Here is a 24,652-nt window from a genome sequence, read left to right as displayed (position 1 = left end):
AGCCGCGAAGCCATTGCTGCTTCCGACGTGGTGCGGCCTGCCATCTGGCAATGTTTGATTGCGACGGTTCCTGCGGCGGAAACAACTCCAGCTTCGCGGCTTACGCCGCTCCTAAAAAACAGGGCCACCGTAGGAGCGACTTCAGCCGCGAAGCCATTGCTGCTTCCGACGTGGTGCGGCCTGCCATCTGGCAATGTTTGATTGCGACGGTTCCTGCGGCGGAAACAACTCCAGCTTCGCGGCTTACGCCGCTCCTGCAAAAACAGGGCCACCGTAGGAGCGGCTTCAGCCGCGAAGCCACTGCCGCTTCCGATGTGGTGCGGCTTGCCATCTGACAATGTTGGATTGCGGTTGTCCCTGCGGCGGGAGCATCGTCAGCTTCGCGGCTTACGCCGCACCTACAAACCCGCTCCCAAGAACGCAGGCAACCGCCGACCGTTACGGCGACGGCTTGGCGCTGTAAACCACTTCGCCATCCTTGATGGTCTGCAGCACCTTGATGGTGTGCAGCTGCGGGCGGGCGATGGTCAGCGGGTTGTCCGACAGCACCACCAGGTCCGCACGCTTGCCCACTTCAATCGAACCCTTGCTGGCCTGTTCCGAGTACTGCTCGGCTGCCCACAAGGTGATCGATTTCATGGCCTGTTCCGGGGTCACCCGCTGATCCGGGCCGAGCACATAGCCACTGCGCGTGACACGGTTGACGGTGGCGTCCAGCACTCGCATCGAATCCGGGAACACCACCGGTGCATCGTGATGTGAGGTGAACTTCATCCCGGCATCGAGCACCCAGCGCGTGGGCGAGATGTTTTCGGCACGCTCCGGGCCCAGCACCGACTCGCGGTGCCAATCGCCCCAATAATAGGTGTGCATCGGGAACAGCGACGGGAAGATGCCGAGCTTGCGGATTTCAGCCACCTGGTCCCTGCGCAGGGTCTGTCCGTGAATCAGCACCGGCATCAAGTGCTTATCCGGATGCGCGGCTTCGGCAGCGGCAACGGCGTGGATGAGCTGGTCAATCGCAGCGTCACCGTTGGCGTGGGCCAGCACCTGCCAGCCGTGGCCCCAGGCTTGGCTGATCAAGTCGTTGACCTTGGCATCGGGGAACGCCGGGTAGCCGGCATAGTCCGGCTTCTCACCTTCGGGAACCTTGTAATACGGCTTGCTCAGCCATGCGGTCTTGCCCTGCGGTGAGCCGTCCAGGCTGATTTTCACCCCGCCGATGCGGAAGTGATCGGTGTAGTTCAGGCCATACAGCGGCCCCTGCATCGCCGGGTTGTGCAGCGCTACTTCGATATCGGGATAGGCCACCACGTCGATCTTCAGCTTGCCGGCCTTGGCTGCCAGCGGCAGCAGTTGCAGGGTGCCAGCGTCGGTCTTGCCATCCTGCGCGGTGGTGTAGCCGTACTTCATGTACAGCGCCTGCCCGGCTTCGAGCATGGCCAGCGATTGTTCCAGGGTCATCGCCGGCATCAGCTTGGCCAGCGCGAGGTTGTGCGCGCTTTCCTCCAGCACACCATCAGGGATGTTGCTGCCCGGTTCGCGGCGGATCACGCCGCCGGGAGGATTGGGTGTGTCGGCATTGATGCCGGCCAGCTCCAGCGCCTTGCTGTTGTAGGCGCCGAGATGACCGGACTGGTGCATCAGGATGATCGGGATGTCGGTGGCGATTGCATCCAGATCCTGGCGGGTGGGATGACGCTGTTCGACCAGCTGTGAGTCGTCGTAGCCGAAACCGATCAGCACCTTGTAGCCCTCGGGCGTACTTGGATGTGCGCGGAAGTCACGCATGATCTTCTGCAGCGCCGGGATGGAATTGCCTTCGCCATCGGGTGCAGGCAGCAGGTTGGCCGACAGTGCCTGCAGGCCCACACCGGAGACATGCCCATGGGCATCGATGAAGCCGGGGGTCAGCGTCTGCCCGTGCAGATCCACCTGCCGTGCATCCGGGCTGAAGGCGCGCGCGGCTTTGCCGGTGCCGACGAAAGCGATCCTGCCTTCGCGAACGACGATGGCTTCGGCGTTGGGCTGGCGGTCGTCCATGGTGATGATGGGGCCGCCGCTGTAGAGCGTGTCGGCATGGGGCGCGGCATGGACGCCGGGTGCAGCCAGTACCGCCAGTATCGAAAGGGTCAGGTTCAGGCGCATCGCAGGACTCCATTGCAGATAACTGCCGACAGCCTAACCCAGGCTTCCCGAGCAGCCTGTGAGCTGCAGGAGCGGTGTAAGCCGCGAGGCTGCTGCTTACGGTGTTTTGCAATGTGTGATCCGGCGATGCTTGATTGCGATTGTTCGTGCGGCGGCAACATTGCCAGCTTCGCGGCCGAGGCCGCTCCTGCGAAAGCGGGTCGTTGTAGGAGCGGCATAAGCCGCGAAGCTACTGCTGCTTACGATGTCATGCAGCCTGTAATCCGGCCTCGCTTGATTGCGGTTGTTCCTGCGGTGGCAGCATTGCCAGCTTCGCGGCTTACGCCGCTCCTACAGAAACGCGGGTGCCGCTATGGTGTTGGCTGCTCGGGCGTTGCGGCGGTATCCACTTCGACAATGACCGACATCCCGGGCCGCAGGCGCTTGGCCAACGGTTGATCTGGATCGATGGCGATGCGGATCGGCAAACGCTGTACCACCTTGGTGAAGTTGCCGCTGGCGTTGTCCGGCTTGAGTACCGAGAACTCCGAGCCGGTGGCCGGTGCGATCTGTTCGATATGACCGGTCAGCGTCTGCCCGCGGAACGCATCCACGCTGAAGGTTGCCGGCTGGCCGATGGCCATGTTCCAGGTCTGGCCTTCCTTGAAGTTGGCCACCACCCACAGGTTGTCGGGCACCAGGAACAGCAGCTGGCTGCCGGCGCTGACGTACTGGCCCAGGCGCACGCTGGCTTCGGACACCTGGCCATCGCGCGGCGCGCTGATGACGGTGTTGTCCAGGTCGATCTGCGCCAGCTTCAACAAGGCTTCGGCGTTGGCGACCTTGGCTTCCAAGCCGCGCCGCGCCACCTGGGTGGCGGTGAGGTTTTCCTCGGCGATGCGGATGGCGGCCTGCGACTGGGTCACGCTGGCGGTGGTGGATTGCGCGCTGGCGCGCAGCCGGTCGCGCTCGCTGTTGGAGATCAGCTGCTGCGCGGCCAGTGTTTCGTAACGACGCAGTTCCGTGCGGGTGCGCTGCTGCTCGGCCTGTCCGGCAGACAAGCTGGCCCGCGCCGAGGCGATCTGCGCGCGGTTCTGCGCCTGGCTCTGGTCGGAGTTGGCCAACTGCGCACGGGCATCGTCCAGCGACGCCTTGGCCTGTTCCACCTTTTCGCGATAGATGCGGTCGTCGATGTGCAGCAGCGGTTGGCCTTGCTTCACGTGGTCGAAATCCTTGACCAGCACCTGCGTGACATAGCCATTGACCTGCGGTGCCAGCACCGTGACCTGGCCGCGCACGTAGGCATTGTCGGTGTGCATGGTGCTGCTGCTGAACGGCCACAGCTGCCAGGCGCGCAGGATCAGCGTCAGCCCGATCAGGGCGATGACGATCATCACCACCACGCTGGTGCGGCTGGGGCGGTTGTACTTGGAAACCGGCGTCGGCTCGGCGGGGGAATTGTCGGTCTGCTTGCTCATGGGAGCCTCAACGTGAGGGCGTTGCGGCCTTGTCGGGCCGGATCACCTGTCTGATTCTTCGGTCGCGCACCAGTACTTCGATCAACAACCAGCTCAGGAAGCCGATGGCGATCCAACCGCTGAGCGCGAACACATCGTTGAACGCGCGTACGTTGGCCTCGCGCTTGGCGCTTGCCGCCAGGGCCGCGCTGGCCTGCGCCTTGAGCTGCACCGGGTCGGTGATCAGCCGCGCGTAGCTTTGCTGCTGTTGTTGCAGGCGCTGCGCTACCTGCGGGTCGGCGGCGTTGAGGTTGTTGACCAGCTCGGTGGAGTAGACATGTTCGCGGTGCAGCTGGTAGCTGCCCAGCAGCGCCGAACCGGTCAGGCTGGCGAAGTTCTGGGTCAGGGACAGGATCACCACGAACGACACGATGTGGTCCAGGCCGCGTGCCAGCGCGCGCTGGATGCCGATCAGCATCAATGGGCCCATGAACATGCCGCTGCCTACGGCTGCCAGGAACTGGCTGATGGCGAAGTTCATCGGCCGGTCCAGACTGGTGCGGTGCTGGTCGAGGAAGGCGGCCGTGCCCAACAGGATGATCGATGCCGCCAGCTGCGGAATCAGCGCCTTCGGCCCGAAGGTCAGCGCGCTGACGGCGATGCCTACCAGCACGCCGCACAGGATCACGCCAAACAACGGCGCCATCTGGTCCGGCCCCATCCCCAGTGCGCGCATCATGCTGACCATGCCGTAGTTCTGTTCGTTGGTCAGGAAGCGGATCAGGAACGCACCGATGATGAAGCGCACCATCGTCGCGCCCAGCAGCCAGTGCACCTGCAGCAGCGGGTTGCGGCGCTGCTGCTCGATGCACAGCCCGGTGGTGAGCAGCACTACCGCCAGCGCCAACAACCAGCCCAGCCACGGCGTGTCGAACCACCAGCGCACGAAGCCCTGGTTGAGCACGATCACCAGCAGCGCCAATGCCGGTGCAAGCAGGGCGAAGGTAAGGAAGTCCGTGCGCTCGAATGATTTGATCTGGATGCCGGGCGGCAGTTTCAACAGCACCACCGCCGCGAACGAGCACAGCGCCAGGCCGGCTTCGAACAGATACAGGTTCTGCCATTCACCGCGGTCGAGCAGGCCCGGCGACAGCAGCCACGCGACCGGCGTGGCCAGCATCGACAGGCTCATGCCGACCACCAGCATCTGCCCGACGTATTTGCGTGGAGCAGCCTGCAGCATGTACAGCACGCCCAACGTGGTGCAGGCGGCACCGGCAAAGCCACTGCCGGCGCGGACCAGCAGGGTGGTGGTCAGATTGCCGACGAACAGATGCAGCACCGCCAGCGCCGCGTACACGCCCAGGCCGATCTCGGCGAACAGCAGCAGGCCGTATTCCTGGCGGAACTTGAACACCAGCAGGTTGGCGCTGACATTGACCATCAGGTACGCCGCCACCAGCCAGTTGCCTTCAGCGGTCTGCAGGCCCATCTGCCCGGTGATCAATGGCAGGTTGGCGCTGATCAACGCGTTGCCCAGTCCACCGGTTAGCGCCACCAGCACCGCGACCGCTGCATAGGCCGCGCGCCGATGTGGCGGATGCCACGGCATTGAGGCACCGCCGGGCAGACTGGGTTTTTCGTGATCCTCCCAGTCGGGAATGGGCTTGAGCGGCTTCATCACCGGGCCTTGCCTGCCGGTTCTGACAGGCCGGGCCGCAGCAACTCCATCGCACGTTGGGCCAGCACCTTGCGGTCTTCATGGGTACGCCCGCGCAGTGCGGCGCCAAGCATGGTCGATATCAGCGATACATCCGCCAGTTGCAGGTCCTGGCGGCACAGGCCGGCGTGCTTGGCGCGGATCAGCGCTGGCTCCATCAGCCCAAGCACCTGTTCGCGGGCGGCGCGCACGCCGGGCGCTTCCTGGTCCACGGCGCGCCAGTAGTCGGCCAACGCGGGTGATTCGACGATGCGCCGAGCCATGCCGGACAACACTTCGAACAGGGCGTCGTCCCGGCCTTCCAGTTCTTCAAGGTGCGCTTCGAGCTGGGCGACGGTGCGTTGGAGCATGGCCCCGACCAGCGAGGCGCGGTCGGGAAAGTTGCGGTAGAGCGTGGCGCGGCCCACGCCGGCGCGTTCGACCACCAGATCAAGTGGTGCATTGATGCCGTGTTCGCCGAACACCGCATCGGCGGCGTCCAGCAGTTGGCTGCGGCGGATGGCGGCGTCGGAACGGATCGAAGTCATGGCTGCCATGATCCGGACAAAAATGTCCGATTTCAATGGGCGACAGTACTCCTGGAAGCGGACACTTCTGTACGGTTCAGCCGGCGGCCGTCGTCATCGGCCTCACCACAGCCTCGCGGATCGGCAGGTTGACCAGCGCGGCCAGCGCGGCCAGAGCCATGTCGGCGTACCACATCCAGCTGTAGTCGCCGCCGTATTCCAGCGCCACACCGCCCAGCCAGGCGCCGAAGAAACCGCCGATCTGGTGCGAGAGCAAGGTCAGCCCGAACAGGGTCCCCATGTGGCACGGCCCAAACAGCTTGCCGACCAGGCCGGCAGTGGGCGGCACGGTGGCCAGCCAGGTGAACCCCAGCGCTGCGGAGAACAGATAGAAGGTCGTCGGTGTTGGCGGTGAGACCAGATAGATCGCGATCAGTACCGCGCGGCTGAGGTACATCCAGAACAGCAGCCACTTCATGCGGAAGCGTTCGCCCAAGGCGCCGACGATCAGGCTGCCGGCGACATTGAACAACCCGATCAGCGCCAGTGAAATCGATGACACAGTTGGCGACAGGCCGCACAGGGCGATCTCGCCCGGCAGGTGGGTGACCAGGAAGGCGATATGCACGCCGCAGGTGAAGAAACCCAGGTGCAGGCACAAGTAGCTGCGATCACGCAGTGCGCGCTGCAACTGCGGGCGTAGCCCTTCGCCATCGGCGCCGCCTTGCGCACGTGTTGAACGCTTGCGCAGCGGCCAGGCCAGCGGCAACGACAGCAGCACGATGACCGCCAATGCGTACAGGGTCCGCACCCAGCCCATGGCGGTAAGCAGCACCTGCACCAGCGGCGCGAACAGGAACTGCCCCAGCGAGCCGCCCGCATTGATGATGCCGGCGGCCATCGAGCGCTTGTTTGCCGGGACGCGCCAGGCGCTGGCGCCAATCAGCACGGAGAAACTGCCCGCACCGGCGCCGGCGGCGAGCAGCAGGCCGAAACTCAGGTTCAGGCCCCAGGCGCTGGGCACCAGCGTTGCCAGCACCAGCCCGGCCGCCAGCAGCAGGCCGCCGCCAACCAGCACCGGCAGCGGACCACGCTGGTCGGCCAGCGCGCCGAACACCGGTTGCACCGCGCCCCATACGAACTGGCCGATGGCCAGCGAAAAACTGATCTGGGCAATGCTCAGGCCGGTGGACGAGTGGATGGGGTTGATCAGCAGGCCGCTGGTCTGGCGTACCCCCATCGTCACCATCAACAGTGCCGAGGCAACCACCAGCACGCCCCACGGCGTGCGACCCAAGGGCGTGGGATTCATGCGCTCACTCCTGCATCCAGCACCTGGGTCAGCGCTTCCAGCTGCCGGTTGAGGCCGGCCACGCGGGTGCTGCCGAACGCGGCCTCGACGTCTTCCTGCGCACGCTGCCACAAGGGAAAAGCCTTCTTCAGCCGGCGCCTGCCCGCTGCGGTGATGTGCAGGCGGCGCTGGCGTGAGTCCTTGCCGGGTTGCGAGGCGAGAAGCCCGCTATCGACCAGCGGTTTCAGATTGCGGCTGAGGGTGGTGCGGTCCATGCCGAGCGCGTCGGCCAATTCGCCCAGCGAACGCGGTTCGCGGGCCCGGCGCAGGATGGAATAGGCGTTGAGGCTGAGATCAGCGGCGGCCAGGTGGTGGTCATAAACCTGCGAAACCCGGCGCGCGGCGCGGCGCAGTTGGAAGCAGGTGCAAGGGCTGCTGGTGTCCATCACGGCATCCGGGAAGTGATGGTCCGCAGTTTATGTGCATATGCACCTATTTGGCGTGACGAAGATGGAACGCTGGCATCGCGTGGAAGTGCGGAAGCAGGAAGGAGCGGAAGCCGGTGCCGGGAGAATCAAAGCCCCTAAACAGGGATGGCAGAGTGAAAGTCCCAGAAACGGGGCCGGGAGCCGGAAAGCCGAAAGCCCCTCTCCCGTTTACGGGAGAGGAGTTGGGGTGAGGGCAAGCCGTTGCCAGTCCGCAGGATCGCCAGCGGCCCCCGCCGAGCACGGCTCGCCGCTACCGGATCGAGCCGTCCAAGCGTTGACGATCAGAACCAGGCGCGGATGCCGAACGCCACGCCACGGCCCGGCAACGGCGAGTAGTCACGCAGCAGCGAGGTATGCGGACGGGCCTCACGATTGGTCAGGTTGTTGCCGTCCAGGAACACTTCGTAGCTGTTGCTGCCATTGCGGTCCCAGCGATAGGCGAAGTGCGCATCCACCAGCGTGTAACCCGGGCTCGGCTCCTCGTTCTGTGCCACATCCTTCTGGCTGCCGTAGCGCACCGCGCCCAGCGAGGCACGCCAGCCATCGCGTGACCAGCGCAGGTCGGCACCAACGCGGGTCGGGGCGATGCGCGGCAGGTAACCGCTGTTGGCCAGATCCACCGTGTAGTTGTGGTTGTGGTCACCATGCGGCACCGCCAGCGCAACCGTGCGGGTGCCACTGCCATCGAGTTCGGCCTTCACGTAATCGCCGAACACGCGCAGGTCCCAGTCACCGGCATTGCCTTCGAACAGATGCACCGTCGCCTCGGCCTCGGCGCCCTTGAAAGTGGCGTCCTGCTGGGTCCACAAGCGCACCGGCAGCGATTCGACCACGCCGGTGTCGGCCAGATAGATGAAGTCCTTGAACTTGGTCTGGTAGATCGACGCGGTGAAATCCAGGCGGTCGCTGTGGGTATGGATGCCCAGCTCGACGCGCTGACCGCGCTCGGTCTTCAGGTTGGCATCGCCGATTTCCAGCGAGCGGGTGGCGATATGCGCACCGGCGGCGTACAGCTCCTCATTGGTCGGTGCACGCTCGGAGCTGTCGATGCCAAAGCGCAGGTCAACCGCTTCATTGACCTTCCAGATGCCGGCTGCCGACAGGTTGGTGGCATCGAATTTGCGGCGCGGGTTACTGTCGGCCGGGTCGAGCTTGACCTGGTCATGGCGGCCGCCGAGTTCCAGCTTGAACGGGCCGAACTGCTTTTCCTGCAACACGAACAGGCCAACGCTCTGCGTGCCGGTGTCCGGTACGAAGGCTTCCTCGCCCTTCGCGCCGAAATCACCGTTGCTGACCTGCAGGCCGAACGCACCATCCCAGCCGCCAATCTGCTGCTGCACCGCTTCCAGCCGGCCTTCAATGCCACGGTTGGTGAAGCGGGTGGACGGCGTGCCGGCTTCCAGTTCGGTGTGTTCGTAATCGGTGTAGCCGGCGCGCAGGTTGATGTTCTTCAGGAACGAGGTCGGGTTGTAGATGCCGGCCTTCATGTCGAAGCGGTTCTGCACCATGTCGATGCGGACATCGTGTTCTTCGCCTTCTTCCCCATGGTCGTGGTCATGGTCGTGATCATCATGGCCATGGTCATCGGCATGGACGTGCGCACCATTGGGAATGCCGTAGTTGGTGCGGTAGGTGCCGGCCGATACGCCGAAGTAGCCACCTTCACCCAGCCAGGTCGCGCCCAGGCCACCGGCGCGGGTGCGGATCGAACTGTTGTCCAGGCGGCCACGGCGCGGTTCGTCACCGTCGGCAGGATCGTGGTCATGCCCGTCGTGGTCTTCCAGGCCATCGATCACCGCATAGCCGGGGATGCGGTAGTCGTCACCGTTGCGCACCAGGCCATCGACATGCAGCACCCAGTTGCCGCTCACGCCATCGAGCCGGAACATGCCGCTGCGTTCTTCATTGACCGAGTTGCCACGCAGTTCGGCACGGCCGCTGAGCGGGCGGTCAGGGATCTCGCTGGCGATGCGGCCATCGACCACGTTCACCGCGCCACCGATCGCGCCGCTGCCGAACAGCAGTGTCGCCGGGCCCTTGAGCACTTCAATCTGATCGGCCAGGAACGGCTCGATGCTGGTGGCATGGTCAGCGCTGACGGTGGAGGCATCCATGTTGCCCACGCCGTTGGACAGTACCTGCACGCGCGGGCCTTCCTGGCCGCGGATGATCGGGCGGCCCACGCCGGGGCCGAAGAAGGTGCTCTGCACGCCGGGCAACTTGCCGACGGTGTCGCCGAGCGTGCCGGCTTTCTGCTCGTCCAGGCGTTCACCGGCAAGTACGTCCACCGGGCGGGCCAGCGATTCGGCCGGACCCTGCAACGGCGAGGCGGTGACCTTGACGGTGGACAGCTCGGTCAGATGGTGGCTCTGGCCGCTGGCGTCGTTGTCGTCGGCAGCCAGGGCGAGGCCGGGCAGGGCGGCGCTCAGCGCGACGGCCAGCAGGCGGCGGTTGAAGTGACGGGGAAGTGCATGCATTGGAAGGTGCCCTTGTTGTTACTGTGTATCACTTGGTTGGCGTGCTGAACCTGCGGCCAGGGGAGGAAGCGACAGGTGTTCGGCGCGGGTTCGAGATAATGTTATATTATTCCATAACGCTCTGCCGCCCTGCTGGAAGTCATGCCTCTACCGACCGCGCTACGCCAGTTCCTTGATCGCTTCGGAGCGACCGGCTCCCTGTTGTGCGCGGTGCATTGCGCGGTATTGCCGGCGCTGCTGGCGGTGGCTCCGTCGATCGGGCTGTCGTTCTGGTTGAGCGACAGCGTCGAATGGACCGTGGTCATCTTCGTGACGCTGCTGGGCCTGGCCAGCCTGATCTGGGGCTACTACCGGCATCGCGCGCTGTTGGCGCTGGCCTGGTTGGTACCGGGGCTGCTGCTGCTGTGGGCCGGCCTGCTGCACCCGGAACTGCACCATTCGCGGGTGCCGCATGCGGTGGTGATGACCGTCGGCGGTGTGCTGGTTGGCCTGGCCCATCTGCTCAATCTGCGACTGAATCACCGGCACGTTCACGACGCCAGCTGCGCACATTGAGGGGCGCGTGCTAGGCTTCCATCTCATGTGTGAGGGCGCCCGTTGCGGCCTCGCCAAACCCGTGTAAATACGGGTTTTTTTGGGATTCAAAACTAAGGAGTTGACGACATGGGTAAGGGTGACCGCAAGACCGCCAAGGGCAAGCGCTATAACGCCAGCTACGGCAATTCGCGCTCGCATGTGGTGAGCAAGGTGGCCGTGGGCGCTGCTGCGCCGGTCGCCAAGAAGACTGTCGCCAAGGCTCCGGCCAAGAAGGCTGTTGCCAAGAAGGCCGTCGCCAAGGCCGGTTGATTCCCGCCAGGCGTGGTGAAGAAAAAAGCGGCGCTTGCGCCGCTTTTTTTGTGGCTGCGGTTCCGGCATTACGGAACGCGGTGTTGCTCAGGCCGCCGGCGGCGCCTCGGCGCTGAACACCTGGGCGATCACCTCCGACAGCTCCTCTTCGGAGAACGGCTTGGTGATATAGGCCTTGGCGCCCTGGCGCATGCCCCACAACCGGTCGGTGTCCTGGTCCTTGGTGGTGACCAGGATGACCGGGATGTGCTGGGTGCTGGCTTCGCGCTTGAGCGTGCGGGTGGCCTGGAAACCATTGAGGTTGGGCATCACCACATCCATCAGCACCAGGTCCGGCAGCACCTGCTTGGCCGCTTCCACCCCGGCCGCGCCGTCGGTGGCGGTGAAGGTTTCATGCCCCAGCTTCTCGACGATGCGCTGGATGCCCATCAGCTGCGACGGTGAGTCGTCGACGATAAGGATGCGTGCCATGTGTTCCCCACTACCTTGTTTCCCCAAGATGCGGGCGAGTGTAGTGCCGGCCCGGCATGGACGTGAAGCGGCGTGCGTCACGTCCATGGCGCGGCGTGACCGGGTTCAATCAATTCTTACGACGGTGCGGCCGAAGGAGTTGCCGGCCAGCATCGTTTCGAACACCTCCGGCAGCTCGGTCAGGCCGACTTCGCGGGTGCAGATGCGGTCCAGGTGGCGCGGCTTCCAGTCACTGCCCAAGTGCTGCCAGACCTGCTCGCGCACGTCGCGGGCGGTACCGGCCGAGGCCACGCCCAGCAGCGAAACGCCGCGGATGATGAAGGGCATCACCGTCATGTCCAGCTCGGCGGTGGCCGCCAGGCCGGCCGAGGCGACGTTGCCATAGGGCGTGGTCTGCGCCAGCAGGCTGACCAGCATCGGGCCGCCGACGTTGTCCAGGCCGCCGCCGAAACGCGCCGATTCCATCGGCCGGCTGGTGGCCAGCGCATCGCGCCCCAGCACCTGGCTGGCGCCGATCGCGGTGAGGTAGTCAGCCGCCTCGGCCTTGCCGCTGACGGCGTGCACCTCAAACCCGGCGCGGCTGAAGATGTCCACCGCCAGCGAACCGACGCCGCCGGTGGCACCGGTGACCGCCAGCGGGCCGTGGGCGGGCGATTGGCGGTTCTCCTTCATCCGGAACAAGGCCAGTGCGGCGGTGAAGCCGGCCGTGCCCAGCACCATGGCCTCGCGCAGCGACAGTGCGGCGGGCAGTGGGATCACCCACTTCGATTCCAGCCGGACGTACTGGCTGTAGCCGCCGTCGCGGGTTTCGCTCAGGCCGCAGCCGGTGGTCAGCACGGCGTCGCCTTCGCGGAAGGCCGGGTCGGTGGAGGCGACCACCTCGCCAGCCACGTCGATGCCGCCGACCAGCGGGAAGCGGCGCAGGATCTTGCCCTTGCCGGTACCGGCCAGCGCGTCCTTGTAGTTGACCGAGGACCAGCGGGCGCGGATCACCACCTCGCCGGGGCTGAGCTGGTCCAGCGCCAGCGGCTCCACGCCGCTGCGGTAGCCGGCGTCGTCACTGTGGATGCGGAAGGCGGGGAACGGGGTGGTCACGGACATGCTCGGGCCTGCGTTGGAACGGGGGATGTCCAAGATAGCGGTTGCTAAACGGCAGGTCTGCCCCATCTTGTAGAATCGGGATTCGATTGATGGCTGGGCAGGTGGGAACCAACCCGCACCCGGCCCTTACAGATGGAGCATGCATGGCCTGGAATACACCCGGCGGCAACAGTGGGGACGACAACCGAGCGCCCCGCAAGCCACGCGGCGGCAATGGGGGTGGTTGGGGCGGTGGCCTGCCCGGACCTCTGCGCGACTTGTTTGATGGCGGTATCTGGCGCTGGGTGCTGATTGCGGTGGCGTTGCTGGTGTTGTTCTCCAGCTTCCAGCTGATCGGCGAACAGCAGCGCGGCGTGGTGCTGCGCTTCGGCCAGTTCTCGCGCATCCTGCAGCCGGGCCCGAACTTCAAGTTGCCGTGGCCGATCGAGTCGGTGGTCAAGGTCAATGCGACCCAGATCAAGACCTTCAGCAGCAACGTGCCGGTGCTGACCCGCGACGAGAACATCGTCAACGTGTCGGTGAACGTGCAGTACCGCGTGGACGACCCGCGCCAGTACCTGTTCGGCACGGTTGATGCCGACCAGATGCTGGAGCAGTCCGCGCAGAGTGCCGTGCGTGAGCAGGTTGGTCGTGCTGACCTGAACACCGTGCTCAACAACCGCGGCCCGCTGGCCGTGGTCGCCGAGCAGCGCCTGCAGGCTTCGCTGAAGGCTTACAACACTGGCCTGAGCGTCACCGGCCTGACCCTGCCCGACGCGCGTCCGCCGGAAGAAGTGAAGCCGGCCTTCGACGAGGTCAACGGCGCCCAGCAGGTCAAGGAACGCCTGATCAACGAAGCCCAGGCCTACGCGGCCAAGGTGGTACCGGAAGCGCGTGGCCAGGCCTCGCGTGCACGCACAACCGCCGAAGGTTACAAGCAGGCCTCCGTGGCCCGCGCCGAAGGTGATGCGCGCCGCTTCACCTTGTTGCAGGGTGAGTACAAGAACGCCCCGGAAGTCACCCGCAAGCGCCTGTGGCTGGAAACCGTGCAGCAGGTGCTGTCGGAGAACCGCAAGGTCATCGGTGGCGATGGCCGCCAGCTGATCTACGTGCCGATGCCGGTCGATGCGGGCAAAACCTCGGGCAATGCGCCGCAGCTGACCCCGGAAATGGTGGTGCCGGCACTGCCGGCCGCTGCCGACAGCATTCGCAATGCGGACCGTTCGGTCTCGCGCTCGGCAAGTCGTGAGGAGGCCGGTCGATGAAAAATTCTCTTGGAATCGGCCTGCTGGTCGTGGTGCTGCTGGGCCTGCTGGGCTCGGTCTACGTGGTGCGTGAAGACCAGACCGCGATGGTGCTGAACCTGGGCAAGGTGGTGCGCGCGGACATCAAGCCGGGCCTGCACTTCAAGGTGCCATTGGTGGAAACGGTGCGGGTGTTCGACCGCCGCTTCCAGGTGCTGGACACGGCTCCTGCGCGCTACTTCACAGCCGAACAGAAGGACGTCAGCGTCGACTTCTTCGCCATCGGCTACATCTCCGATGTGCGCTCGTACTACCGCGCCACCGGCGGTGACGGCAAGGTCGCCAATGCGCGCCTGGCGCCGATCATCACCGACTCGCTGCGCAACCAGATCAACTCGCGCACGCTCCAGGCGCTGGTGTCCGGTGACCGTGGCGAGCTGATCGCCGGCCAGCTGAAGAGCATCAACGAGGCAATCGTGCCGCTGGGCATGCAGATCGTGGACCTGCGCATCAAGCAGATCGACCTGCCGACCGACAGCCAGGTGATCACCGACGTGTACGAGCGCATGCGTGCGCAGCGTAAGCAGGAGGCCGCCAAGCTGCGCGCCGAAGGTGAGGAACAGTCGTTGACCATCCGCGCCCAGGCCGACCGCGAAAGCACCGTGATCGTGGCTGAAGCCGAGCGTGATGCGCAGCAGCTGCGTGGTGAAGGCGATGCCCAGGCTGCCGCCATTTATGGCAAGGCCGGTTCGGCTGACCCGTCGTTCTATGCCTTCTACCGCAGCCTGGAGGCCTACCGTGGCTCGATGACTGACGGCAACGGCGTGATCGTGCTCGACAAGAACGACCCGTTCCTGCAGTACCTGAAGAACGATCGCTGAGCGCAGTTGCTCATGGCCCCTCTCCCGTTGGTGAGAGGGGCAGTTTGCGAACCACCGGTTCGCTGCCCATCGAACGCCCTTGCGTCAGCGCAAGGGCTGGCGCAGCGGGGGAGGGCAGCTTGAATAGAGCGCCTGGCCCCTATCCGCCCTGCGGGCACCTGTACTCGGCACATCCATGTACCTCATCCTCCGGGCGGCCAAGTCGTACAGATCGGCAGTCCTGCCGACCTGTCGTCCCGCAAGCGGGAGAAGGGATGGTCGAAGGCCAAAGCCAAAGCTCAAGCCCGAGTCTTGCTCCCTGGATCCAATGAACGACCTCTTCTCCGCTCTCTGCCTCGTCGCTGTCCTCGAAGGCCTGTTCCTGTTCGCCGCGCCATCGGCGTGGAAGCGCATGGCCGCGCAATTGCTGGAATTGCCGTCAGCTGCCCTGCGCAGGATGGGCGTGCTGGTTCTGGTCGTCGGCCTGGCGGCGCTGTGGTGGTCACGCCACTGAACGGGCGGCCACCGGCTCCGGTGGGCGTGACGCCAAGGGGTGGAAGCCGTCAGACAAAACCCGGATAATCCACAAAAGCCGGTCGGGACTGCTCCAAACAGAGCGCCTCGTTCGGCTTTTTCCGTGTATGGCCTTCGCGTTTGCCGGACGCTCCCCGATGGGGCTTCCACCGTGGCGGATGCTTTGCGATGCGCGGCCCCGTCCGCGGCCCCGATGGCCGCAGCAAATTCAGGAGTTACCCGTCATGGGTCAATCAGTTGTTGTTCTCGGCGCCCAGTGGGGCGATGAAGGCAAGGGCAAGATCGTCGATCTGCTGACCGAGGAAATCGGTGCAGTGGTCCGTTTCCAGGGTGGTCACAATGCTGGCCATACGCTGGTCATCAACGGCAAGAAGACCGTCCTGCACCTGATTCCGTCCGGCATCCTGCGCGATGACGCACTGTGCCTGATCGGCAATGGCGTGGTGATTTCGCCGGCTGCGCTGCGCAAGGAAATCGAAGAGCTGGAAACGGCCGGCGTTGAAGTGCGTTCGCGCCTGAAGATCTCCCCGGCCGCGCCGCTGATCATGCCGTACCACATCGCGCTGGATCAGGCCCGCGAAAAGGCAGCCGGCGGCAAGGCCATCGGCACCACCGGTCGCGGCATCGGCCCGGCCTATGAAGACAAGGTGGCGCGGCGCGGCATCCGCATCGCCGACCTGCATTACCCGGAACAGCTGGCTGAAAAGCTGCGCGCCGCGCTGGATTACCACAACTTCGTGCTGACCAAGTACCTGGGCGTGGAAGCGGTGGATTTCGACACCGTCTACCAGGAAGCGCTGGCCTTCGGCGAGTACGTCGAGCCGATGAAGTCCGACGTTGCCGGCATCTGCCATGACCTGCGCAAGCAGGGCAAGCGCGTGCTGTTCGAAGGTGCGCAGGGCGCGCTGCTGGACATCGACCACGGCACCTATCCGTACGTCACCAGCTCCAACACCACCGTCGGCGGCGCACTGGCCGGTGCCGGTGTTGGCGCCGATGCGATCGACTACGTGCTGGGCATCGCCAAGGCCTACGCCACCCGCGTTGGCGGTGGTCCGTTCCCGACTGAACTGGATGATGAAATCGGCCAGGGCATTCGTGACCGTGGCGCCGAGTACGGTGCTTCGACCGGCCGTCCGCGTCGCTGCGGCTGGATGGACATCGTTGCGCTGAAGCGCGCTGTGGCCATCAACGGTATTTCCGGCCTGTGCATCACCAAGCTCGACGTGCTCGACGGCATGGAAAAGCTGAAGATCTGCATCGCCTACGAATACCGTGGCAAGCGTACCGAGTACGCGCCGCTGGATGCGCAGGGTTGGGAAGAATGCACTCCGGTGTACCTGGAGTTCCCGGGCTGGAGCGAGAACACCCACGGCGTCACCGAGTGGGACAAGCTGCCGCCGGCCGCCCGTGCTTACCTGCGCGCGCTGGAAGAACTGGCAGGTTGCCCGATCTCGATCGTTTCGACCGGTCCGGACCGCGACCACACCATGGTCCTGCAGGATCCGTGGGGCTGATCGCAGCCATTAGTTGCGAACGATGATTGAAACAACGCCCCGCTCAAAGCGGGGCGTTGTCATTGGGGCGCCGGCAGGCCACGTCTTGGTCAAGGCGCGGGGCCGGTCGCCAGCGTGAACCTCGCGCGGTCGGCATCCGTGCGTAACGGAATTCTATGGTCGTCGCGCTTGAGAGCCGGTGACAGCTCAGGCCTGGTCGAGCGGGATGTCGTTGATGCGGCGTTCGACGATTTCCAGGATGGTCGGCGTGCTAACCCCGAACGAGCCGGCCTGGCCGTCGTCAAAGGCCTGGCGCCACTGCGCGTAGCCCTTCTGGTACGACGGGTCCGGATCGCGCTGGCCGATCAGGCGCAGCTCGCTGCGCTGCAGGGTCTGCTCGGTGACCGGTGCGTGGTCCAGTTGGGTCATGTAGCCGCCCGGGAGGCCGGGGTGACGGATCTTCAGTGCGCCCAAAGTGACGTGATAGATGTTGCCGCCGAGCGGGTGCTGATCAATGCGGTTGATCAGCAGAGTGGGCTGCTCGTCGGCGTGGCGGCCCTTGCAGGCCCACAGCTGGCCGACGGCGTAGTGGTTCGGGGTGGAGGCTTGGCTCATGGCGCGGCTTCGGTTTGCAGGTGTCGCCGATGATGCCGGCTATGCGGGCAGGGCACTTGTCCTGATCTGGCGGATGCCGGGCTTGGCGCGGTGCTGGCGTGGCCGGGTGGCTGGATGTGGGCGCGGTATCGCTGGTGATGATCGTGATGGCATATCGTTCAGATGTGCTTTCCTTTCGTTTGTGTCGGATTCGGCGATGTATCGTTGTCGAGATGTGGGAATTGGCATATTCAGACGGATTCAGCTTTGTCCTGCAGGCTTTCGATTGTGCTGAGTTCGGCCGCATGTCAGATTGAATTGCTCAAGACGAGACTCGGTCCGTACCCGGAAGATCAATGCCAGCTAACGCGTGTCGAGCCGCACTGCGATCCAATGCACGGCGCGAAGGCGCAGCGATGCCGTCGCCGGGCAGCGCTGGTGATCATCAACCCCGAGGTGCCATGAACGGATCCAGCAGTGACACGGCAGCGGACGTGATGCCGGCGACCTGGCTTCATGCCCGGCGACGCCGGGTCGCAGGTGGTGGACCGTTCCGGTTCGCGGGCGTGTTGAAATCCGAACCGACCAGCACTCGTCGTGGATGGTATGGGGCCCTGACGTCCACTACCGACTTCTATGGCATCTTGGCGTCTCGGCTATTGTCCGGACACAAGCTCCCTTTCTTTCCTGCTTTTCAGTAGTCCCAGATGCGTATCGACCCCGCCGAAATCGAAGCCCTGTTCGACGCCATTCCCAGCGTGCTGTTCTTTGCCAAGGACACGCAGGGGCGTTACACCCACGTCAACATGACGATGATGCAGCGGCTCGGGGTGAAGTCGCGCAGTGAAGTGATCGGCAAGCGTGCCGATGAGTTGTATCCGGTCGGTATGAGCGAAGCCTACGTCGAGCAGGACGCACGCGTGCTGGCCGGTGAAGTCATCGAAAACGTCATGGAGTTGCAGTTGCTGGCCAATCAGCAGCCGGGCTGGTGCCTGACCTGCAAACGGCCGGTGGAAGAGGACGGCAAGGTGGTCGGGCTGATCGGCATCTCCCGCGACCTGGGCCAGCGTGGCGGGCTGGAGTCGCAGTACGAGCCGCTGCGGCTGGCGCTGGATTACCTCAACAACCATTACGCCGAAAACGTGCGCATGCAGACCCTGTTGGACATCACCGGGTTCTCGCTGTCCAAGCTGGAGCGTTCGTTCCGCAAGGTGTTCCAGATGACCCCGCAGCAGGTGCTGACCCGCCTGCGGATCCAGATCGCGCTGCACCTGCTGCACGGCGAGGACAGCGTGGCCAGCATCGGCCAGGCCTGTGGCTTCACCGACCAGAGCGCGTTCACCCGCAAGTTCAAGGCCGAAGTGGGCATGGCGCCGCGCCAGTACCGGGCGATGATCGCCGCCAAGAACGCGCAGGCCTGAGTCACGCCGGCCCGGTCGCAGCGGTTGCGACGGGCCTCGGCTATCCTGCGGTCCCCCGCAGCAGGAGCCTCCATGGCCAAGACCCGTACCAGCGCTTACGTCTGCACCGAATGCGGTGCCGAGTACAGCAAGTGGCAGGGCCAATGCACCGAATGCGGCGCATGGAACGTGCTCAGCGAAATCGTGCTGGAAAGCGCTGCTGCCGCGAAGTCGCCGGCGTCGCGCCGCAGCGGCTGGGCCGGCAAGGTCGAGGCGCCGAAGATCACCGCACTGAAGGACGTGCAGCAGACCGAGCACCTGCGGGTTTCCACCGGCATCGGCGAGTTCGACCGGGTGCTGGGCGGAGGTCTGGTTGAAGGCGCGGTGGTGCTGGTCGGTGGCGACCCGGGCATCGGCAAGTCCACCTTGTTGCTGCAGGCGCTGGCGAAGATGGCCAGCACGCTGCCGGTGCTGTACGTCACCGGCGAAGAATCATTGGCGCAGGTGGCCGGCCGCGCAGTGCGCCTGGACCTGCCATTGGATGGCCTCAATGGACTGGCCGAAACCGGGGTGGAAAACATCCTGCAGCACGCGGCCAGTTCGCGTCCGAAGTTGATCGTGGCCGATTCGGTGCAGACGCTCTGGACCGAATCGTTGACCGCTGCGCCGGGGTCGGTGAGCCAGGTGCGCGAGAGTGCGGCGCGGCTGGTGCGCTTTGCCAAGGAAACCGGAACCGCGGTGTTCCTGGTCGGCCACGTCACCAAGGAAGGCGGCATCGCCGGCCCGCGCGTGCTGGAGCATATGGTCGATGCGGTGCTGTACTTCGAAGGCGAGAGTGGCAGTCGTTTCCGGGTGCTGCGCGCGTTCAAGAACCGCTTTGGCGCGGTCAACGAACTGGGCGTGTTCGCCATGGGCGACAAGGGCCTGAAAGAGGTTCCCAATCCGTCGGCGATCTTCCTGTCCGGCGGGAGTACCCGACAGCCCGGCAGCTGCGTGATGGTCACCCGCGAAGGCACCCGCCCGCTGCTGGTGGAAGTGCAGGCGCTGGTGGACTCCTCGCCGTTGTCCAACCCGCGTCGTGTCGCGGTGGGCCTGGAGCAGAACCGTCTGGCGATGTTGCTGGCGGTGCTGCACCGTCATGGCGGCGTGGTGGTCGGCGACCAGGACGTGTTCGTCAACGTGGTTGGCGGCATCCGCGTACAGGAAACCGCAGTCGATCTGCCGGTGCTGCTGGCGGTGCTGTCCTCGTTGCAGGACCGGCCGTTGGCCGAGAAGACGATTGCATTCGGTGAAGTGGGGTTGTCCGGTGAAATCCGCCCGGTGCCCAATGGCGAGGATCGCCTGCGCGAAGCCGCCACGCATGGCTTCAAGCGCGCCATCGTGCCCAAGGCCAATGCGCCCAAGACCGGCTCGGTGAAAGGCATGGAAGTGATCGCGGTGGAGCGCTTGTCCGAGGCATTGGAAGCGGCCGCCGAATAACGCTTGAACGGTAGAGCGGAGCCATGCTCCGCAGGGGCTTTGCCGGAAATGTTTCGTGCCGAGCGTGGCTCGGCACTATTTTGGTTGGTTCAGTTGCTGCCCAGCACCAGCTCGATCACGAACCGGCTGCCAAAGAACGCCAGCAGCAACAGCGCCATCGCGCTCAAGGTCCAATGCACCGCCTTGCTGCCGCGCCAGCCGTAGCGGCGGCGGCCGATCAGCAGCGTGCCGAACACGATCCACGACAGCACGCTGAGCACGGTCTTGTGCACCAGCTTCTGCGCCAGCAGGTCATCGACGAACAGCACGCCGGTCACCAGGGTCAGCGTCAGCAAGCTGAAGCCGACGGCGATCGTGCGGAACAGCAGCGTTTCCAGATCGCTCAGTGGCGGCAGCGCCCGCAGCCAGGGGCGGAAATCACGCTGACGCAGGGCGCGTTCCTGCAGCCACAGCATGATCGCCAGCAGCGCGGCGATGCTCAGCGTGGCGTAGGCCAGCAACGCCAGCCAGGCATGGGCGGCCAGGCGCCAGCCCAGTGCCTTGCTCGGTTCGTGCCCGTAGCCGTGATAGGCCAACAACAGCAGGGCGGCCATCGGGAACACCACCACGCCCAGCGCCGCCATGCGTCCACGCGCGCCGACCAGCGCAGTCAGCACCGCCATGCCCAGGCCCACCAGCGACAGCGCGGCGAAGAAATGCATGTCCGGGCCGCCGGACGTGCGCATCGCCACCAGCAGGTGGTAACTGCCATGCAGCACCGCTGCGGCGACCGCCGGCAACAGCCAGGTGCGTGGCGGCGCGGAGCGGTCGGCCGCCAGTCCGCGTACGAGCAGGGCCGTGGCCAGCAGATAGAGAGCGGTGGCGATGAGAACTATTGTCATCGCGGCAGTTTCGCACACCGGCCGCTGCGGGCGAAGCGATCCGGCGAGCGTGCGGGCTGCCCGTTATACTTGCCCGCTCTGTTTCCACGCACCACAGGTTCGCCCGCATGTTCGAGTCACTGACCCAGCGCCTTTCCGGCACCATCGAGCGCCTGCGTGGACGCGGCCGCCTGACCGAGGAAAACATCCGCGAGGCCACCCGCGAAGTCCGCATCGCCCTGCTCGAGGCCGATGTGGCCCTGCCGGTGGTGCAGGCGCTGGTCGAGAAGATCAAGGTCCGCGCGGTCGGCCAGGAAGTGCTCAAGTCGCTGACTCCGGGCCAGGCGCTGATCAAGGTGGTCCGTGACGAGCTGACCGCAGTGATGGGCTCGCAGGCCACCGACCTGAACCTCAACGTTCCCGCGCCGGCCATCATCCTGATGGCGGGCCTGCAGGGTGCGGGCAAGACGACCACGGTCGGCAAGCTGGCCAAGCACCTGAAAGAAAAGCGCAAGAAGAAGGTGATGGTGGTCTCGGCCGACGTCTATCGCCCGGCCGCGATCGAGCAGCTGAAGACACTGGCCGACCAGGTCGGCGTGCTGTTCTTCCCGTCCAGCGCCGAGCAGAAGCCGGTGGACATCGTCCGCGCCGCCATTGATGACGCGCGCAAGTCCTTTGTTGACGTGCTGCTGGTCGATACCGCCGGCCGCCTGGCCATCGACGAAGCGATGATGGCCGAGATCAAGGCCCTGCACGCGGCGGTCAACCCGGCCGAAACCCTGTTCGTGGTCGATTCGATGACCGGCCAGGACGCGGCCAACACCGCCAAGGCTTTCGGCGAGGCGCTGCCGCTGACCGGCGTGGTGCTGACCAAGACCGACGGTGACGCCCGTGGTGGCGCCGCACTGAGCGTGCGCTACATCACCGGCAAGCCGATCAAGTTCACCGGTACCGGCGAAAAGGTCGACGGGCTGGACGTGTTCCATCCCGAGCGTGTGGCCGGCCGCATCCTGGACATGGGCGACGTGCTGTCGCTGGTGGAGCAGGTCGAGCAGCAGGTCGACAAGGAAAAGGCGCAGAAGCTGGCCGAGAAGGTCGCCAAGGGCAAGAAGTTCGACCTGAACGACATGCGCGACCAGTTGGAACAGATGCAGAACATGGGCGGCATTGGCGGCCTGATGGACAAGCTGCCGGGCCTGGGCCAGATCCCGGACCACCTCAAGCAGCAGGTCACGCAGAGCAAGGAAGTGCCGCGCATGATCGCCATCATCAGCTCGATGACCAAGAAGGAGCGTCGCAACCCGGGGCTGCTCAATGGTTCGCGTCGTGCCCGCATCGCGCGTGGCTCCGGTACCCAGCCGGCCGACGTCAACAAGCTGATGAAGCAGTACATGCAGATGGAAAAGATGATGGGCAAGCTTGCCGGTGGTGGCATGAAGGGCATGATGCGCAACATGAAGGGCATGCTTGGCGCCATGGGCGGCAAGGGTGGTCTGCCGTTCCGTTGATGTTGCGCGGGCTTGGCTGGAGCGTTCCGGCGGCTCGATGTGTGAACGCAACATGTGTGAATGCAACGGTTGTTTTCCCTTCTCCCGTTGATGGGAGAAGGTGCCCCCAAGAGGGGCGGATGAGGGGCTTTGCTTCTGCCATCCCATCCGTTCGCGCTGGCTTTGCCCGCGAGCGACATGATCGCTTCGTCTGCTGCACCGTCCGTGGCTTGAAGGCTGGATTCAGACAATTCCAGCAGTCCCCAGGTTGGAGTCAGTTCTGCCAATGAATCCGCTCATCCAGCAGCGCGTTGCATCCTTCTGCCAACGCTTTGGCGTTGAACTCCCCATCCTGCTTTCACCGATGGCCGGCGCCTGCCCGGTGCCGCTTTCGGCCGCCGTGGCCAATGCCGGTGGTATGGGCGCCATGGGTGCGGTGTTGTCCGCGCCGGAACAAATCGGGCAGTGGATGGATGCCTTTCGCGTGCAGTCGCCGGGCCCGGCACAGGTCAATGTCTGGATTCCCGATCCGGCGCCGCTGCGTGAACCGGTGGCCGAAGCCGCAACGCGCCAGTTCCTCGCCCAATGGGGCCCGGACGTGCCGGCCTCCGCAGGTGATGCAGGTCCGGCCGATTTCGATGCCCAGTTCGATGCGCTGATCCAGGCCCGGCCTGCGGTGGCCTCGACCATCATGGGCGTGTTTTCGTCAGCGCAGGTGCAGCGGCTGAAGGATGCCGGCATCGCCTGGTTTGCCTGCGCCACCACGCTGGCCGAAGCCCTGCAGGCACAGGCGGCTGGTGCCGATGCCGTCATCGCGCAGGGCATGGAGGCCGGTGGTCATCGCGGTGCCTTCGATGCGGCCCAGGCCGAACGGCAGATGGTGGGTTTGTTCGCGCTGCTGCCGAGACTGGTCGATAACCTGGATGTGCCGGTGATCGCCGCTGGCGGCATCGCCGATGGCCGTGGCGTGGCTGCCGCGCTGTTGCTCGGTGCCAGTGCCGTGCAGGTGGGCACTGCCTTTCTTGCTGCCGAGGAATCCGACATTCCATCCGCTTGGCGCGACGCTCTGGCTGCCGCCGAGCCTGAGACGACCTGTGCAACCCGGGCCTTCAGCGGCCGGCTCGGCCGCGCATTGGCGACCGATTACGTGCGTGCGGCGGCTGCGGCCGAAGCCCCGTCGCCGCAGCCCTATCCGGTGCAGCGTGGTTTGACTGCCGGCATGCGCAGGCAGGCCAGTGCTGACAACCGGCTCGCAGCGATGCAGGCCTGGGCAGGGCAGTCGGCCTGGTTGGCGCGTCGCGCGCCGGCGGCCGAGATCCAGCGTGCGATATGGGCACAGGCGCAGGAGCTGCTGTGAGCAGGTTGTTCTGCAACGGCCAGCCGGTCGATGCGTCGTTGCTGGGGTCGGCGCTGGTCAACTACGGGCATTTCACCTCGCTGCAAGTGCGGGACGGTGCCGTGCAAGGCTGGGCCCTGCATGTGCAGCGCCTGCAGCAGGGCACGCGTGAGCTGTTCGATACGCAGCTGGACGTGGCGCAGCTGCTGGCTTGGCTCAAGCAGGCATTGGCGGCCTGCGATGCGACCGATGCCTCGGTGCGCATCACCGTGTTCTCCAAAGCGTTCGACTTCCGCCAGCCGCTGCGTGCGGTGCCGGTGGATGTGCTGATCGGAGTCGGGGCTCCGGCGGTGTCGCCGGTGGCCGGGCGCGCGGTCGTGCCGGTGCGCTACCAGCGGGAGCTGGCGCACCTGAAGCATGTGGGTACATTCCCGCTGTTCCACTACCGGCGCCAGGCGATGGCCGAAGGCTTCGACGACGCGCTGTTTGTCGACCAGGCCGGGCGCATCAGCGAAGGCAGTACCTGGAATCTGGCGTTCTGGGATGGCGCGCAGGTGATCTGGCCACAGGCTTGCGCGCTGCGCGGGGTCACCGAGGCGTTGTTGATCCGGGGGCTTGAGGAGCTGGGGCAGGCCCCGGTTTGGCGCGAGATCGATCTGCCGGCGTTGGCCGGAATGCGCGGGGCGGTTGCCTGCAATGCGGCCGGGATATGGCCGTTGCTGAGGATCGGAGACGCGCGGCTGGAGGGCTCGGAGCGGCTGCTGACGCTGTTGCAGCGGGCGCTGGGCCAGGCGCCTTGGTTGCCGCTTCAGGACGGGAATGGTCCGGGCGCTTAAAGCCCCATTCAGCTGGAAAGCAGGGCACAGGGTTGGAATGGCACAAACCCGCCGCTATAATCG

At 65.3% G+C, this 24,652-nt stretch carries 23 protein-coding genes; 12 read left to right on the top strand and 11 right to left on the bottom strand.

The window, feature by feature from the left end:
- Positions 1 to 335: hypothetical protein (locus LR961_RS12815; RefSeq protein ID WP_232149853.1), on the top strand; the 335-nt coding region annotated here is incomplete at its 5' end.
- A gap of 103 nt (positions 336 to 438) precedes the next feature.
- Here the strand turns inward: LR961_RS12815 and LR961_RS12810 are convergent.
- The 7 genes from LR961_RS12810 to LR961_RS12780 form a co-directional block, all read right to left on the bottom strand.
- Positions 439 to 2,148, bottom strand: coding sequence for an amidohydrolase (locus LR961_RS12810; RefSeq protein WP_232149851.1), 1,710 nt, complete (start codon positions 2,146 to 2,148; stop codon positions 439 to 441).
- Between the two features lie 350 nt (positions 2,149 to 2,498).
- Positions 2,499 to 3,605, bottom strand: coding sequence for an HlyD family secretion protein (locus tag LR961_RS12805; protein WP_232149849.1), 1,107 nt, complete (start codon positions 3,603 to 3,605; stop codon positions 2,499 to 2,501).
- A gap of 7 nt (positions 3,606 to 3,612) precedes the next feature.
- Entirely contained in the window at positions 3,613 to 5,265 is a 1,653-nt protein-coding gene (locus tag LR961_RS12800) for an MFS transporter (protein ID WP_232149848.1), read from the bottom strand.
- Positions 5,265 to 5,831, bottom strand: coding sequence for a TetR/AcrR family transcriptional regulator (locus LR961_RS12795; RefSeq protein WP_232149845.1), 567 nt, complete (start codon positions 5,829 to 5,831; stop codon positions 5,265 to 5,267). Before LR961_RS12795 ends, LR961_RS12800 begins: the two co-directional genes overlap by 1 nt.
- A gap of 76 nt (positions 5,832 to 5,907) precedes the next feature.
- Positions 5,908 to 7,122, bottom strand: a complete 1,215-nt coding sequence (locus LR961_RS12790) for an MFS transporter (RefSeq protein ID WP_232149843.1) — start codon at positions 7,120 to 7,122, stop codon at positions 5,908 to 5,910.
- The gene (locus LR961_RS12785) at positions 7,119 to 7,547 is read right to left on the bottom strand and encodes a MarR family winged helix-turn-helix transcriptional regulator (RefSeq protein ID WP_232149841.1); all 429 of its coding nucleotides are present in this window, start codon (positions 7,545 to 7,547) and stop codon (positions 7,119 to 7,121) included. Before LR961_RS12785 ends, LR961_RS12790 begins: the two co-directional genes overlap by 4 nt.
- 323 nt (positions 7,548 to 7,870) lie before the next feature.
- Positions 7,871 to 10,066 carry a TonB-dependent receptor gene (locus tag LR961_RS12780; protein ID WP_232149832.1) on the bottom strand — a complete coding sequence of 732 codons (2,196 nt, stop codon included), beginning with the start codon at positions 10,064 to 10,066 and terminating at the stop codon, positions 7,871 to 7,873.
- 141 nt (positions 10,067 to 10,207) lie between these two features.
- Here LR961_RS12780 and LR961_RS12775 point away from each other — a divergent pair, with 141 nt between their 5' ends.
- Together LR961_RS12775 and LR961_RS12770 are read left to right on the top strand one after the other, a co-directional pair.
- Positions 10,208 to 10,621: a MerC domain-containing protein gene (locus LR961_RS12775; protein WP_232149831.1), complete on the top strand. Its 414-nt coding sequence runs from the start codon at positions 10,208 to 10,210 to the stop codon at positions 10,619 to 10,621.
- 108 nt (positions 10,622 to 10,729) lie between these two features.
- On the top strand, positions 10,730 to 10,912 hold the full coding sequence (locus tag LR961_RS12770) for a 30S ribosomal protein THX (protein ID WP_070208646.1): 183 nt from the start codon (positions 10,730 to 10,732) through the stop codon (positions 10,910 to 10,912).
- Positions 10,913 to 10,999: 87 nt separating this feature from the next.
- Here LR961_RS12770 and pilH read toward each other — a convergent pair whose 3' ends face one another.
- Entirely contained in the window at positions 11,000 to 11,383 is a 384-nt protein-coding gene (gene pilH, locus LR961_RS12765; protein ID WP_232149830.1) for a twitching motility response regulator PilH, read from the bottom strand.
- A gap of 105 nt (positions 11,384 to 11,488) precedes the next feature.
- Positions 11,489 to 12,484 (bottom strand): oxidoreductase, encoded by a 996-nt coding sequence (locus tag LR961_RS12760; RefSeq protein ID WP_232149829.1) that lies wholly within the window; start codon positions 12,482 to 12,484, stop codon positions 11,489 to 11,491.
- A 143-nt stretch (positions 12,485 to 12,627) separates the two neighbouring features.
- Between LR961_RS12760 and hflK the strand changes: the two genes are divergently transcribed.
- From hflK to LR961_RS12740, 4 genes are all read left to right on the top strand, one after another.
- The gene (gene hflK, locus LR961_RS12755; RefSeq protein ID WP_232149828.1) at positions 12,628 to 13,728 is read left to right on the top strand and encodes an FtsH protease activity modulator HflK; all 1,101 of its coding nucleotides are present in this window, start codon (positions 12,628 to 12,630) and stop codon (positions 13,726 to 13,728) included.
- Positions 13,725 to 14,588 (top strand): protease modulator HflC, encoded by an 864-nt coding sequence (locus LR961_RS12750; RefSeq protein ID WP_232149819.1) that lies wholly within the window; start codon positions 13,725 to 13,727, stop codon positions 14,586 to 14,588. The genes hflK and LR961_RS12750 overlap by 4 nt, the downstream gene beginning before the upstream one ends.
- Positions 14,589 to 14,895: 307 nt before the next feature.
- A complete protein-coding gene (locus LR961_RS12745) occupies positions 14,896 to 15,081 on the top strand; it encodes a DUF2065 family protein (protein ID WP_232149810.1) in 186 nt (61 codons plus the stop codon).
- 244 nt (positions 15,082 to 15,325) lie between these two features.
- Positions 15,326 to 16,618 carry an adenylosuccinate synthase gene (locus LR961_RS12740; RefSeq protein WP_232149800.1) on the top strand — a complete coding sequence of 431 codons (1,293 nt, stop codon included), beginning with the start codon at positions 15,326 to 15,328 and terminating at the stop codon, positions 16,616 to 16,618.
- A 186-nt stretch (positions 16,619 to 16,804) separates the two neighbouring features.
- Here LR961_RS12740 and LR961_RS12735 read toward each other — a convergent pair whose 3' ends face one another.
- Positions 16,805 to 17,212 (bottom strand): hypothetical protein, encoded by a 408-nt coding sequence (locus LR961_RS12735; protein WP_232149797.1) that lies wholly within the window; start codon positions 17,210 to 17,212, stop codon positions 16,805 to 16,807.
- Between the two features lie 686 nt (positions 17,213 to 17,898).
- On the opposite strand from LR961_RS12735, the gene LR961_RS12730 reads away from it, so the two are divergent.
- Entirely contained in the window at positions 17,899 to 18,612 is a 714-nt protein-coding gene (locus LR961_RS12730) for an AraC family transcriptional regulator (protein ID WP_232149795.1), read from the top strand.
- 72 nt (positions 18,613 to 18,684) lie between these two features.
- Entirely contained in the window at positions 18,685 to 20,070 is a 1,386-nt protein-coding gene (gene radA, locus LR961_RS12725; RefSeq protein WP_232149793.1) for a DNA repair protein RadA, read from the top strand.
- 89 nt (positions 20,071 to 20,159) lie between these two features.
- Here the strand turns inward: radA and ccsA are convergent, their stop codons facing one another.
- On the bottom strand, positions 20,160 to 20,951 hold the full coding sequence (gene ccsA, locus LR961_RS12720) for a cytochrome c biogenesis protein CcsA (RefSeq protein WP_232149791.1): 792 nt from the start codon (positions 20,949 to 20,951) through the stop codon (positions 20,160 to 20,162).
- A 107-nt stretch (positions 20,952 to 21,058) separates the two neighbouring features.
- Between ccsA and ffh the strand changes: the two genes are divergently transcribed.
- The 3 genes from ffh to LR961_RS12705 all read left to right on the top strand — a co-directional run bounded on the left by ffh (position 21,059) and on the right by LR961_RS12705 (position 24,589).
- On the top strand, positions 21,059 to 22,438 hold the full coding sequence (ffh, locus tag LR961_RS12715; protein WP_232149781.1) for a signal recognition particle protein: 1,380 nt from the start codon (positions 21,059 to 21,061) through the stop codon (positions 22,436 to 22,438).
- A 259-nt stretch (positions 22,439 to 22,697) separates the two neighbouring features.
- Entirely contained in the window at positions 22,698 to 23,774 is a 1,077-nt protein-coding gene (locus tag LR961_RS12710) for a nitronate monooxygenase family protein (protein ID WP_232151145.1), read from the top strand.
- Positions 23,771 to 24,589 (top strand): aminotransferase class IV family protein, encoded by an 819-nt coding sequence (locus tag LR961_RS12705; protein WP_232149779.1) that lies wholly within the window; start codon positions 23,771 to 23,773, stop codon positions 24,587 to 24,589. Before LR961_RS12710 ends, LR961_RS12705 begins: the two co-directional genes overlap by 4 nt.
- Positions 24,590 to 24,652 lie beyond the last annotated feature (63 nt).

This window comes from Stenotrophomonas sp. SY1, assembly GCF_021202945.1.
GTDB lineage: Bacteria > Pseudomonadota > Gammaproteobacteria > Xanthomonadales > Xanthomonadaceae > Stenotrophomonas.
This window is presented reverse-complemented; position numbering and strand designations above follow the sequence as displayed.

What these genes read in the sequence shown, in the direction of transcription:
- LR961_RS12810 (WP_232149851.1), bottom strand. Translation starts at nt 2,148, where the DNA reads ATGCGCCTGAACCTGACCCTTTCGATACTGGCGGTACTGGCTGCACCC.
- LR961_RS12805 (WP_232149849.1), bottom strand. Translation starts at nt 3,605, where the DNA reads ATGAGCAAGCAGACCGACAATTCCCCCGCCGAGCCGACGCCGGTTTCC.
- LR961_RS12800 (WP_232149848.1), bottom strand. Translation starts at nt 5,265, where the DNA reads ATGAAGCCGCTCAAGCCCATTCCCGACTGGGAGGATCACGAAAAACCC.
- LR961_RS12795 (WP_232149845.1), bottom strand. Translation starts at nt 5,831, where the DNA reads ATGACTTCGATCCGTTCCGACGCCGCCATCCGCCGCAGCCAACTGCTG.
- LR961_RS12790 (WP_232149843.1), bottom strand. Translation starts at nt 7,122, where the DNA reads ATGAATCCCACGCCCTTGGGTCGCACGCCGTGGGGCGTGCTGGTGGTT.
- LR961_RS12785 (WP_232149841.1), bottom strand. Translation starts at nt 7,547, where the DNA reads ATGGACACCAGCAGCCCTTGCACCTGCTTCCAACTGCGCCGCGCCGCG.
- LR961_RS12780 (WP_232149832.1), bottom strand. Translation starts at nt 10,066, where the DNA reads ATGCATGCACTTCCCCGTCACTTCAACCGCCGCCTGCTGGCCGTCGCG.
- LR961_RS12775 (WP_232149831.1), top strand. Translation starts at nt 10,208, where the DNA reads ATGCCTCTACCGACCGCGCTACGCCAGTTCCTTGATCGCTTCGGAGCG.
- LR961_RS12770 (WP_070208646.1), top strand. Translation starts at nt 10,730, where the DNA reads ATGGGTAAGGGTGACCGCAAGACCGCCAAGGGCAAGCGCTATAACGCC.
- pilH (WP_232149830.1), bottom strand. Translation starts at nt 11,383, where the DNA reads ATGGCACGCATCCTTATCGTCGACGACTCACCGTCGCAGCTGATGGGC.
- LR961_RS12760 (WP_232149829.1), bottom strand. Translation starts at nt 12,484, where the DNA reads ATGTCCGTGACCACCCCGTTCCCCGCCTTCCGCATCCACAGTGACGAC.
- hflK (WP_232149828.1), top strand. Translation starts at nt 12,628, where the DNA reads ATGGCCTGGAATACACCCGGCGGCAACAGTGGGGACGACAACCGAGCG.
- LR961_RS12750 (WP_232149819.1), top strand. Translation starts at nt 13,725, where the DNA reads ATGAAAAATTCTCTTGGAATCGGCCTGCTGGTCGTGGTGCTGCTGGGC.
- LR961_RS12745 (WP_232149810.1), top strand. Translation starts at nt 14,896, where the DNA reads ATGAACGACCTCTTCTCCGCTCTCTGCCTCGTCGCTGTCCTCGAAGGC.
- LR961_RS12740 (WP_232149800.1), top strand. Translation starts at nt 15,326, where the DNA reads ATGGGTCAATCAGTTGTTGTTCTCGGCGCCCAGTGGGGCGATGAAGGC.
- LR961_RS12735 (WP_232149797.1), bottom strand. Translation starts at nt 17,212, where the DNA reads ATGAGCCAAGCCTCCACCCCGAACCACTACGCCGTCGGCCAGCTGTGG.
- LR961_RS12730 (WP_232149795.1), top strand. Translation starts at nt 17,899, where the DNA reads ATGCGTATCGACCCCGCCGAAATCGAAGCCCTGTTCGACGCCATTCCC.
- radA (WP_232149793.1), top strand. Translation starts at nt 18,685, where the DNA reads ATGGCCAAGACCCGTACCAGCGCTTACGTCTGCACCGAATGCGGTGCC.
- ccsA (WP_232149791.1), bottom strand. Translation starts at nt 20,951, where the DNA reads ATGACAATAGTTCTCATCGCCACCGCTCTCTATCTGCTGGCCACGGCC.
- ffh (WP_232149781.1), top strand. Translation starts at nt 21,059, where the DNA reads ATGTTCGAGTCACTGACCCAGCGCCTTTCCGGCACCATCGAGCGCCTG.